At 40.6% G+C, this 13,534-nt stretch carries 5 protein-coding genes; all 5 read left to right on the top strand.

The window, feature by feature from the left end:
- Positions 1–17 precede the first annotated feature (17 nt).
- Genes R8695_RS11405 through R8695_RS11385 form a run of 5 tightly spaced genes read left to right on the top strand, consistent with a single transcriptional unit; the run spans position 18 to position 13,480 of the window.
- On the top strand, positions 18–2,858 hold the full coding sequence (locus R8695_RS11405) for a CD1108 family mobile element protein (protein WP_243139543.1): 2,841 nt from the start codon (positions 18–20) through the stop codon (positions 2,856–2,858).
- 12 nt (positions 2,859–2,870) lie between these two features.
- Positions 2,871–3,119, top strand: coding sequence for a DUF4315 family protein (locus R8695_RS11400; RefSeq protein ID WP_021652602.1), 249 nt, complete (start codon positions 2,871–2,873; stop codon positions 3,117–3,119).
- A complete protein-coding gene (locus R8695_RS11395; protein ID WP_154780538.1) occupies positions 3,103–4,602 on the top strand; it encodes a CD1107 family mobile element protein in 1,500 nt (499 codons plus the stop codon). The genes R8695_RS11400 and R8695_RS11395 overlap by 17 nt, the downstream gene beginning before the upstream one ends.
- A 48-nt stretch (positions 4,603–4,650) precedes the next feature.
- Complete coding sequence (locus tag R8695_RS11390; protein WP_092072749.1) at positions 4,651–6,753, top strand: DNA topoisomerase 3; 2,103 nt, start codon at positions 4,651–4,653, stop codon at positions 6,751–6,753.
- Complete coding sequence (locus R8695_RS11385) at positions 6,743–13,480, top strand: SpaA isopeptide-forming pilin-related protein (RefSeq protein WP_154780537.1); 6,738 nt, start codon at positions 6,743–6,745, stop codon at positions 13,478–13,480. The genes R8695_RS11390 and R8695_RS11385 overlap by 11 nt, the downstream gene beginning before the upstream one ends.
- Positions 13,481–13,534 lie beyond the last annotated feature (54 nt).

Here is a 13,534-nt window from a genome sequence, read left to right as displayed (position 1 = left end):
AGCAGAGGTGAGGTACATTGGGAAAACAAAAATATACGGCGAAAGAGAAGAAAGTCAGCCGTATGACCAGAAATGGTCTGGTTGAGGAAAATCTTGCAACAAAGGAGACCAGAAAAGTTACAAACAGCGATCAGGAGTTGCCTTATAAACAGAAGGATGTAGAACAGGCATTTATTACTTCTGAAAAGAAGAAAAACTCTCATAAAAAAGCTGAAAAGAAACAATTTTCCGAAAAAGTTCAGGAGGGAAATCCTGCCAAAAAAGAAGAGGCTGCAAACAGTCCTCCGGGAAAACGAAAAACACAGGGACGGTACAGATACCGGGACAAGCCTGCAGGTGTATCTGTGGATTCAGCGGTAGAAATACGTGAGCGCAAAGAAAAACACAGGAGCCAGTATCAGCGACAGAAAAAGAAACAGCAGAGACTGCAGTTTGGAAAACTGGAGACAGATGGAAGTCTGAAGAAAGAAAAGAAAACTTCGGCTGAAACAGATGGAGGACATTTTCAGGCAGAGAAGAATGATGTTTCTACAAACCGAAAAAAAGGAAAGCAGAAATATAGCCGAAAAACAATAAAAACTTATCAGGAAGTGGATAAGGCTGCAAGAAAACTGGAAGCTGAAAGGCAGAACCAAGTCCCGAAAGATTCTGTTTATACCAAGAAAACAAATGAGGAACAGAAGGCAAAGATAAAGTATCATTTATATTTCGACAAAAAAACAGGGAAAACGGATGGTAAAAAGAAAACATTGTCTTCTGTTCCAAAGAAAGCATTAAAAAATGCAGTATATCAGAAAGCAGGCGAAGACGAAGAGGAAAACAGTGCTGTAGATGCAGCACATAAGCTGGTGCGTTCAGGTGAGTGGATATTACAGGAACATAGCAGTCGAAATATCCGGAAGAACCGCAGTCAGATACATAAAGAAAACCGTTTAGAGCAAAGAGCCTGGAAGAGTGCATCCAGGTATCAATATCAGAAATATCTGGAAGAACATCCAGAGATGCAGAAAAAGCTGATCAGAAAATTAATACAGAAGCAGAGGATTAAGCGAGAGTATCAGATGGCATACCGGGCTGGGAAGATTGCAAAAGAAACAAAAGACACCTCAATCCGGTCAGTAAATCTTGCTACTAAAATTGCAAGAAAGGCACAGGAAGTATTTGTAAGAAATGTAACTACTCTGATCTCAATGGGGTTGTTATTGATTTTGCTTCTTTCCGTAATGACAGGATTTGCTTCCTGTTCGGCTATGTTTTCTAATGGAATTTCTACGGTAATCGCTTCCAGTTACATTGCGGATCCGGACGAAATTGAAAAAGCAGAGTTGTATTATACGCAGTTGGAAGCCAGTCTTCAACAGAAAATAAACCAGATGGAAGCCCGGTATCCAGGAAAAGATGAATACAGATATAACATTGGTGAAATCGGCCATGATCCCCATACATTGATCAGTTATCTGACTGCCAGGTATGGGGATTTTAAGTTTGATGAGATAAAAGGAGAACTGGAAACAATTTTTTCTTTACAGTACGGAATCACCGTAGAGGAAAAAAGTGAAACCCGGCAGGAAACATCTACAATACAGGTAGGGCAGTCATTGGGAAATGTTGTGACCAGTGGATACTGTAACTGTCCTATCTGCTGTGGCGTGTGGAGTGGAGGACCAACTGCTTCAGGGGCAATGCCACAGGCTAATCATACGCTTGCGGTTGATGCTGCAAACCCATTTCTTCCAATGGGGACGAAAGTAGTGATGAATGGGATTGAGTACACCGTAGAAGATACTGGAAACTTTGCCCAGTATGGTGTCCAGTTTGATGTTTATTATGATAATCACGCAGTAGCTGAGGCACATGGTCATCAGACCTGGGAATGTTTTCTGGCAGAGGGCAATCAGAACTCTGTGGAAGTTACCCGTACAGTAACTGCAGATGTACTGAATGTTTCTGTTCAGGCAAAACCGCTTAGAAGTGTTATTCTGTCCAGAATGGAAGAGGATGAGCAGGAAATTTATGAAGAGGTCTATTCCAACAGAGGAAATTTACAGACATATAAAACTCCGGTTGAGTTAAACTGGTATGCCTATATCAGTACCTATTATGGGTATTCTGTAAACAATGGAACCGGGCAGACACAACTTCACAGAGGTGTGACGGTTAATGTACGACAGGGAACAGAAGTGAAGTCAGCGATGAATGGTTTTGTTGTAGATGTAGGATATAGCGGAACTTTTGGAAATTATGTAGTTACGCAGGATAAAAAAGGTGTGCAGATTAAATACGCTTATCTGCAGAGCATTTCGGTAGCAAATGGTCAGGAAGTAACAACAGATACTGTAATTGGTACAACGGGAAGTACAGGAAGTGCAACCGGAAGCCAGTTATATTTGGAACTGGTCAAAGATGGGGAATATTATAATCCTGTTTTTTATATCAGTACCGGAGATAGCGGGCTGTATGGTGGAGGCGGCAGTTATGATGATGAGACTGTGCGGAGATTATTTGCGGAAGCAGACAAATATCTTGGTATGCCGTATGTATGGGGCGGTTCCAGCCCGGAGACTTCTTTTGACTGTTCTGGTTTTGTAAGCTATGTGTTTACCAATTCGGGTGTCTGCAATATGGGAAGACTTACTGCACAGGGAATTTATGACATTTGTATGCCTGTATCACCAGAAGAAGCAAGGCCAGGAGATATTATCTTTTTCACTGGGACGTATGATGCGGGAGAGCCGGTTACCCACGTAGGAATTTATGCCGGAGATGGACAGATGATCCATTGTGGAAATCCAATTCAGTATACGTCCATTAATTCTGCATACTGGCAGTCTCATTTTTATGCTTTTGGCAGGCCATAAGGAGGGGCGTATTTGAACATTGAACGAATAAAAGAAGAACTTGCAAGAACCTACGTTAAGATTGAAAAGCTACAGAAAAAAGCAAGGGATCTGGAAGAACAGAAGAAACAGGCAGAGGATATGGAGTATCTGAAAATTATCCGAAGCAATGGAGTTTCCGCAGAGGAACTTCAGTTGATGATTGATATCAGCAAGGAGGAACAAAAAAAGATATTGGAAACCAGAGAAAAGGAGCAGACAGAAAATGAAGAAATTTCATAAAAGAGCAGCTGTATTTTTAACCGCAGCTACGTTAGCAGGACTTCCGGCAGGAGCTTTCTTTTATAGTTCGCCCGGAAGTCTGACTGTATGGGCAGATAATGTAGAAGTGGAATCATCAGAAGAAAGCAGCCCGGAAGATGTTGATTTTTCAGATGGATCAGAAGCTGAAATTCTTGCAGATCCAGTGGAACAGGCACAGGAAGATGCAGGAAATGATGTGACGGAAACACCAGAAGTAGGGATTATCTTTACAGAACCCGAAGGCTGGCAGACAGATACGGCAACCGTAAAAATTCAAGTGGAAGATACAAAGAATACAGGTGCTTTTTCTATTGCAAAAGTAGAAGCAAGACTTTCAGAAAATGGAGGATGGTCAGACATAACCGGAAATATGGAAGTATCCATCTCTTCTAATTGTAGTGTTTATGTGAGAGTTACCGATCAGAATGGAAATACTTATGAGCAGAATCGTTACATAGAGTGTTTTGATAAAACCAAACCAACTATTATTGCGGCTGCGAAGAATGGGATACTGATCGTGCAGGGAGTTGATGCGGAATCGGGAATTGCTGCTTTGTATGTCAATGGAAATGAATTCACAGAACTGACGAATAATACGTTAAATGTCCGTTTGCAAAAAGCGGATACTTCCTATGAATACTTTACCCTGCAGGCAAAAGACAAAGCAGGAAATATGTCAGAGATCTATAAAGTAGGAAACCCTTATTATGAAAATCCAGATGCAGTAAAAGAGAATACAGAGGTTTCCGGAACGGAGCAGAATGCAGCTTCTTTGCCAGCCGATGGAACTGCAAGTAAGCCCACCAGTGCTACGGCAACCGTAACGGAACATCAGACAACGAACGAGACTGCTACTGCACCAACAGAACCAGAAAACACAGGAAATGAAACGGATACAGAAGCAGATACCGGACGGGTGCAGGGAGAAAGTTCTGCTTCCGGCATGACAACAGGAACAGTTCAGGACAAAGGGGGAAAGGAATTTTATACGATCAAGACAAAAAGTGATAAGGTTTTTTATCTGATTGTAGATAAGGATAAAACGGATGAAAATGTTTATCTTCTTACAGAGGTAGGCGAAAATGATCTTTTGAACTTTACGGATACCAACATGGTCACACTTCCACAGAACCAGGCTATTGCAGAATCCGCACTGCCACTTGAAACAGAGAAGCTCACAGATACACCGGAACCAGAAGTTACGATCATACCGGAAGAAAAGGAAGAACCTGAGAAGAAAAGCAATAATTCCGGCACGATTTTATTAATGCTGCTGGTTCTGGCAGGAGTTTGTGGTGCTTACTATTATTGGAAATTTATGAAAGGAAGAAATACTTCTTTTGATTATGAAGAGGACGAGGACGACGATGAGGAGGAAGAAGATACAATTCGTGAGGATGATGAAGAATTAGAAGAATATGAAATGGAAGGTGAAGTAGAAGACGAAGAATCAGAGGAATAACTTTGTTTCACTTAATTACAGCGACAGGTGCAGAAAGGAGATAGAAAATTGCAGCTTGTAATTGCGGAAAAACCCAGCGTAGCCAGAAACATTGCGAAGGTGCTTCATGCCACAAACGTAAAAGATGGCTACCTGGAAGGAAAAGAATATCTGGTTTCCTGGTGTATTGGGCATTTGATTGAACTGGCTAGTGCGGATCAGTACCGGGATGACTGGAAAGCATGGAAATATGAAACACTTCCCATGATTCCGGAGAATTGGAAATATCAGATTAAAGAAAGTACCAAAGGGCAGTTTCGGGTTTTAAAGGAACTGCTTCACAGAGCAGATATCACAGAAGTTATATGTGCAACAGATGCAGGAAGAGAAGGGGAGTTGATTTTCCGTCTGGTATATAACCAGGCAGAATGTAAACTTCCCTTTAAAAGACTGTGGATTTCTTCCATGGAGGAAAAAGCAATTCTGGAAGGATTTCAGCAGCTGAAAGATGGACATGAATATGATGATCTTTATTATTCTGCAGTGGCGCGAAGTGAAGCAGACTGGCTGGTAGGAATTAATGCCACCAGACTGTTTACGGTACTGTATCACCATCGGTTGATTGTAGGTCGGGTGCAGACACCTACACTTGCAATGCTGGTGGAACGGGAAAAGAGCATCGAGAACTTCCAGAAAGAGAAGTATTATCTGGTTCATCTTCTGATGGATGGATTGGATGCTGTAAGCAGCCGGATAAAAGAGAAAAGTGCTGCCGTTCAGATGATGGAGGATATGAAGGATGAAACTGCACAGATTCTTTCAGTAAAGAAAGAGAAGAAAAAGGTACAGCCGCCGAAATTATATGATCTGACCACATTACAGAGGGATGCAAATCGTCTTCTTGGATTTACGGCACAGCAAACCTTGGACTATACCCAAAGCCTTTATGAGAAGAAACTGGTGACGTATCCAAGGACGGATAGCCAATATCTTACAGATGATATGGAAGAAAATGCTCTTCTGGTTGTCGGGGCAGTAAATAGTATGTTTCCTGAAATGTCAATAAAGGGTTCAGAACCAGATATAAAGAGACTTTTGAACAGTAAAAAGGTATCAGATCATCATGCAATTATACCAACGGTAGAAATTACAAACATGGATTTAAAAGCACTTCCGGGTGGAGAAAAGGAAATTCTCATGCTGATTGCATCAAAGTTATTATGTGCATCGGAACAGGAATACATATATGAGAGTATTAAGACTGAAATTTCCTGTCATGGAGAACTGTTTACTGCATCTGGAAAGAATGTTCTCCAATATGGATGGAAAGAAGTGGAAGAACGGTTCTTTAAATCATATGGGAAAAATGCAGAAAATCCAGAAGAGGAGGAAAGTGATTTTCCAGATATAAAAATGGGACAGGTATTTGAAAGTGTTGTTGTAAAATTTAGTGAACATTTTACAGCACCGCCGAAGCATTATACGGAGGATACACTTCTTAGTGCCATGGAACACGCTGGTAGCTCGGAAATGACAGAAGACGCAGAGAGAAAAGGTCTTGGGACTCCGGCTACCAGGGCGGCGATTATTGAGAAGCTGGTCGAGAAAGGTTTTATTGAGCGTAAAAAGAAGCAGATATTACCGACAGCAGATGGAAGAAATCTGATCAGGATTCTTCCGGAAATGATCAAATCACCAAAACTTACAGCAGAATGGGAAAATGATCTGACACTGATTTCCAGAGGCCAGAAAAATGTAGAAGAATTTCTCTTCGAAATTGAAAAAATGGTTACCAAATTGGTAAGTGATAATGGACAGCCAGTGGAAGAATACCAGAAACTATTTTCAGATGGTCGGAAAGAAATTGGAAAATGCCCAAGATGCGGCAATAAGGTTTATGTGGGAAAGAGAAATTATTATTGTTCAGGAAGTGATTGCAGTTTTACTTTATGGAAAAATAACCGATTTTTTGAGAGTCAGGGAAAAACACTTGATGAAGCAACTGTCAGGAAGCTGCTGAGTGAGAAGCAGGTGCATTTCAAAGATCTGGTATCAGAGAAAACAAAAAGGAAGTATGAAGCAACTATAAAGATGGAGGTTTCAGAAACCGGAAATCCAAAGTTTCAGTTGATTTTCCCGGAACGGAAGAAAGGAAAAAAGAATGAAGAATAAAAAAAATATGAGAAGATTTTTGTCGGGATTCTTGGCAATGCTTACAGTGTTATCTACAATTCTATCTCCAATACTGTCCTATGCGGCAGATGTAGTGCCAGTGCCAGAAGAGCCACCGTTATACGAAGAGGTAAAAAATGAACTTGATGCAGATGAGGTGGTAAAAGCAAAAGATCTGGAACTGGAAACAGGCAGTATTTTTGAAGTGGAGAAAGATTTTACCGGACTGGAAATACCAGATGAAAAAAAGGTGAAGATCACTTTCCATGAGGCAAAAAATGAGGAAAAGCAGGACTTTACAACAGATTACGAAGATACATACAAAGCTGTTTATTATGTAGAGCCAGTAAGTGGCCACCCAATTTATCAGATCAATCGTAAGCTGATTGTAAAGGAAGCGGTGGTGCAGGTTGCTGAATCTGAGAATCAGGAATCTGTAAGCAACCAGGAAGATGAGAATGAAGCAGAAGGCGAGGAACCAGCCATAGGCACTGCAGAGAGTGAAGAACCTGTGCAGGATGAGGTAAATGTAGAAATTCCGTCAGAGGATGAAATCTATGAAGAAGTAACTCCGACAGAAATTCCGGTTGAGGAAGAGCCAATAGATACACCAATCCCGGAAAACCCGTCTGAGGAAGTTTCAACAGAAGAACCTGCCATAGATGATAATCCGGATACAGACAGCACATTTGAAGAAATTACAGATACAGATCCGGAAGAAATGCTAGAGGCGACAGACGACTCTTTTACAGATGGAACAGAGAAAACAGAAGATGCAGATGGAAATTATCAGGTAAATATTGTTCGTGGAGAGGAATTTCATATTGAGCTGAACCATGAAGATGGACAGTATCAGCCAGGAGAAACCGTTGTTTTTTCTGGAGATATGCCGCAAGGCAGCTTAATTGCAGTAGGAACAACAAAAGTACAGGCAAACCAGACAGAGAATACAGAAGATTTATTGTATTCTGAGGTGACTTATCACGAAGAATCGGATAAATTCAGTTTTGAAATGCCAGCAGATGACATTGACCTAAGTGTTTCCATGGATCAGGCAGAAAACGGTATCATGTTACTTGCAACCGATACTCCATGGGATGATGCAACAAATATTGAAGCAAATAAATATTACTATTATTCAGATGGCCAGCTTCATCCGTTTGATACAGTTATGGGACAGGGTGGAAATGACAGCTACAAATATGTTCGTTACAAAGCAGGCGGAAAGACTTATACAGTAAATGCGTATTGTATGCAGCACTCCATGCAGTCACCTCCAAGTGGGACAACATATAAAAATATGGTTGAACTGGATGAAGGCGGAGATGATAAATATTTGAGAAAAGCCTTATTCTATGGATATGGCGGTCCAGGATGGGGACATACATTCAATGGATATAATGTAAAATCCATTATGGAAAAATATGGATGCAGTTCTGAGACAAGAGCCATGCAGCATTACCTGGTTGACTATTTATATGATGGCGAATCCGGATTTGGAGGTGCGCTTTCTACAACCGCTAAAAATATGCTGAAAGAGATTAAAGCAGCTCTTGCTAAAATGCCTGATCCGACAGCAATGAAACTTCTTCCAGGACTTTCCGTTAATGCAACGGGAAAGGAAACAGAAAGTTTTACCTGGAAGGCAAATGAAGCATTTACCATTACCATTCATCTGGAAAATGGTGTGAGCCTTGTCAACGAAACTACAGGAAAGACGGCATCTGGAAATGTCACTGTAAAAGGTGGAGAGAAATTTCATCTTGTAGCTACAACAGCCAATATGGGCAGTCTGAAAGGAAAGTATGCGATCACTTCCAATTTTCCCCTGGATTTCCATGCAATGCTTTTAAAACTGGAGAGTTCACAGGATATTGGTTTTGGCTACTATACAGATTCCTCTGACCTGCAGATTACAGTTGACTGGCCGGAAGAAGCAGTTATTGAAATTACAAAGAAAGATGGAGATACTGGAAAAAATCTAGCTGGAGCCGTGTATGGGATATATAGTGATAACGCCTGCACAAAGCTGATTGCTAAAATGCCGCCAACAGACAGCAATGGTTCTTCACGTGTAACTCTTACCAAGACACAGGATACTGTTTACTTAAAAGAGATTACAGCACCGGAAGGTTATGTTGTCCAGGCTTCTTCGTATGGAGTGAAATTAGTAGTTGGCAGTACAACCAAACAGACTGTAACGGACAAAGAGCAGAAAGGAAATCTGACCGTTTATAAAGAGGGAGAAGTTTTTGTAGGAGCTGTATCTGATGAAAATGGAACTTCATTCCAGTATGAGAAACGCCGTCAGAAAGGAGCTGTTTATAACGTATATGCTGCCGAGGATATTGTAACAGCAGGTGGAAAAACAGTTTACAAAAAAGGCGCAGAAGTAGCGAAAAATTTGATCACAGGTGAGAACGGTTCTGTAACGGTAAAGAATCTTCCGCTTGGAAGCTATAATGTAACAGAAGCACAGGCCCCGGAAAATTTTTATAATGCAAAAGAAACAAAAAAAGTAACCATTTCTTATGCAGGGCAGACTGCAGAAGCGGCTTTCTCAGAGACTACCTTTACAAATGACCGTCAGAAAGCAGTGGTGCAGGTGATAAAGAAAGACAAAGATACTGAAAATACACTATCCGGAGGGCATTTTGCTCTGTTTGCAGCGCAGGATATGAAAACTGTGGATGGAAAAGTAGCAGTAAAAAAAGATGCTCTGATTGAGACTGCAATTACTGGTACTGATGGAAAAGCAGCATTTAAAGCAGATCTTCCAGTGGGATTTTCTTATTATGTAAAAGAAGTCCAGGCTCCGGCTGGTTATGTCAGAAATGAGAAAGATACTTATTCTTTCCAGTTCAGTTATACCAATGATGAACAGGCAAAAATTTCTTTCAGTCATACTTTTGTGAATGACAGGGTCAGTGCTGCAATCTCTTTGAATAAAAAAGATGCCGAGACAAAAGAAAATAAGGCACAGGGAGATGCTTCCCTGGAAAATGCGGTGTATGGACTTTATGCAAGAAACGACATTACCCATCCAGATGGAAAGACAGGCGTTATTTATAAAGCCGGAAGCCAGATTGGTACGCTAACTACCGATAAAGAAGGAAAAGCAAGGATAGAGAATCTTTATCTTGGAGAGTATTACATCAAGGAAATTACCCCATCCGTAGGATATCTGGCAGACGAGCATGAATATGATCTTGTATGCAGTGATGAAGGTGATCTGACAGCGGTTGTAGAAAAAGAGTGTACCTCACTGGAAACGGTGAAGAAACAGCCGTTTGAACTTATTAAAGCTGCCAATAATGGAGACACAGATGCTGCATTACTATCAGGAGCTGGATTTAGTGCATATCTGGTATCTTCTTTGGTGGTAAAAGAGGATGGAAATTATGATTTTTCCTCTGCAGAGCCGGTTGTGATCGGTGAAAATGGAGCAACGGAAATTTTTACAAATGAGAAAGGCTATGTAAAATCCATTGCAATTCCATATGGAACATATCTGGTGAGAGAAACTACAACACCCCATAATTACAAACCTGTAGATGATTTTATTGTCCGGATTACAGAGAATAAACCAACAGAGCCGCAGACATGGAGAGTTCTTTTGGATAAAGAATTTTCTGCAAAACTGAAAATTATCAAACAGGATGATGAGACTAAAAAATCTGTTCTAATTCCGGGAACAGAGTTTAAAATTTATGATATGGATCATGAAAAATATGTAGAGCAGGTAACTACATACCCGACAACCGTTACACATATCTCTTATTTCACAGATACAGATGGATATCTGATCCTGCCGCAGAATTTAAAAATCGGTCATTATAGAATCGAAGAGGTAACAGCACCGGACGGTTATACCATTAACAAAAATTATGTCGAAATACAGGTGGACACCAATACCCTGTATCAGACTGATCCGGTATCAGGTGATGCAATCATTGAAGTTGCATATGAGAATCATCCGGTGAAAGGAAAACTCACTGTACAGAAAAAAGGAGAGGTTCTTTCGATCTATAAGAATGATTTTAGGTATGAAGTTCAGAACCTTTCCGGTGCAGTATATGAAGTGTATGCTGCAGAGGATATTTATACAGCTGATTTCCAGAAAGATGACACAGGAAAAAGAATCCTGGAATATGCAAAGGGTGCAAAAGTTGCAGAACTGACAACGGATGAATCCGGAAAAGCAGATCTTGATAATCTGCCTTTAGGAGAATACAAAGTGGTAGAAAAGACTGCACCAGAGGGATTTGTATTAAATGAAGAAGAACAGAAAATTTCTTTCGTCTATGCAGACCAGGATACACCAGTGATCTCACAGAGTGCAGAGTTTATAAATGACCGCCAGAAAGTAGAAATGTCAGTTGTGAAAAAAGATGCTGAAAATGAGAAAGGGCTTTCTGGAGCAGAGTTTGGTCTTTACGCAAAAGAGGATATAAAAGCAGGGGATAAGGTACTGGTAAAAGCAGACGAACTGCTTACAAAAGCGGTAACAGGTGAAGATGGAAAAGCTGTTTTTGAGCAGGATCTGCCATTTGGAACTTATTATGTGAAAGAACTGGCAGCCCCAGATGGTTTTGTATCTTCGGATGAGAAGATTGAGGTGACTGCGAAATATCAGGGACAGGAAGTAAAAACAGTAAAACTGGAAACTGTTTTTAGGAATGCGCCGACAACAACTGAATTTACGAAATCAGATATTACAACAGGTGTGGAACTTGACGGAGCAACACTGACGGTTTTGGATTCAGACGGAAAAGAAGTAGAAAAATGGACTTCTGTAAAAGGAAAAGCTCATGTAATAAAAAGACTCCATGTGGGAAAAACCTACACACTTCGGGAAGAGTTTGCACCATATGGTTATCTGCAGGCAGAGGAAGTGAAATTTACAGTTTCTGATACTGCAGATGTTCAAAAAGTAGAAATGAAGGATACTGTTCCGGTTGGACGAATCATCATCAATAAAAAAGGTGAATTTGTCAAGGAAGTTACCTGGAAAGATATGCTGGCAGGCGGCATGGACGCAGCATTTGGCTATGTTACAGGTTCTTTGAAAGATGTTACTTTTGAAATTTATGCAGCGGAGGATATCAAGGCTGCAGATGGGGAAAGCAGTGATTATTATAAAAAGGACGAATTGGTAGCAACAATTACGACAGATGCTCTTGGATATGCAAGATCAGAAGATCTTCCTTTAGGCAAATATTATGTAAAGGAAAAAGAGACGGCGGATGGATATGTTCTGGATGGAGAAATCAGAGAGGTTGATCTGACTTATCGTGATCAGAATACTCCGGTTGTGACTTATGATGAGGACTGGCAGAATAACCGCCAGAAAGCAAAAGTAACTGTAGTTAAGAAAGAAAAAAATACAGACCGTGTTCTGGAAGGCGGAGTATTTGCACTTTATACAAAGAATGATATTTTAAATGCAGAAGGCGAAGTAATCCTGAAAGCAGATACCATGATCGAGCAGAAAGCTACGGATCAGGATGGAAGGATTGTATTTACGGCAGATCTTCCAATCAATGGCAACTACTATGTAAAAGAAGTGCAGGCTCCTGCTGGATTTGTGACAACAGAAGAAATCAAGGAATTTGATTTTGCTTATGCGGGAGAAGAGGTTGCAGAAGTATCCTTTGAGTTCACTTATGAAGATGAGCCAACTACTTTTGAAATCACAAAATCAGATATTACAACCGGGGAAGAATTACCAGGTGCAAAACTGAAAGTATCCGATTCAGAGGGAAACGTTGTGGATGAGTGGACTTCCGGAAGCACACCACACATCATTAAGGAACTGGAAGTTGGAAAGAAATATACATTAACAGAGACAATTCCTGCTGATGGTTATGCAACTGCAGAATCCATTACGTTTGTAGTAGAAAATACTGCAGATATACAGAAAGTAGAAATGCAGGATGATACAACAAAAATTCTGATCAGTAAAGTTGATATGACAGATGGAAGCAGCGAGGTCAAAGGTGCTAAACTGTATATTCTTAATGAAAACCAGGAAGTTATGGAAAGCTGGACATCTGGTGATCAGCCCCATTATGTAGAGAAACTTTCAGTCGGCACTTATACGTTGTTGGAGGAAACAGCACCGAAAGGCTATATTGTGGCAAATAAAGTGACATTTGAGGTTAAGGACACCGGAGATGTTCAGGGAGCCAAAATGGAAGATGAACAGGCAATGGGCAAGGTAATCTTAAATAAAACGGATAAAGATACCAAGAAGCCAATGAAAGGTGTAGAATTTGCCCTTTGTGACAGCAAAGGTAAAGTTCTGGAAACTCTGGTAACAGACAGTGCTGGCCATGCAGAATCAAAGAATTATCCGATTGCGACTTTTAAGAATGGGCAGTATAAAAAAGCAATCACATATATCCTGAAAGAAACAAAAACACTGGATGGCTATCAGCTTGATGAAACCGAGCATAAGATTCAGTTTGAATATGTCAATGACCGTACTCCTGTGATTGAATATACTCTGGATCTGACAAATAAGAAAGCTCCGGAAAAAGACACTCCGGAAACATCAGAAAACCAGGGAGTCAGCACTCCTGGTTCCCATGGTTCTGATGCGACTTCTGTATCCAATTCACCAAAAACAGGAGATAATACAAATATTGCTATTTTTGTGCTGGCACTTGCAGTATCAGCAGGATGTCTGGGAACTGTAGTGACAGTTAAGAGAAAACGCAAATGATAATATAAATAGTGTTCTGGGGCTGTGGTTACTGCACAGCCCCATTTTGAAAAG

It is taken from the genome of Blautia luti, from assembly GCF_033096465.1.
Lineage (GTDB): Bacteria > Bacillota > Clostridia > Lachnospirales > Lachnospiraceae > Blautia_A > Blautia_A luti.
Note: the sequence above shows the minus strand (reverse complement) of the source record. Positions and strands in the feature narration are given on the sequence as shown.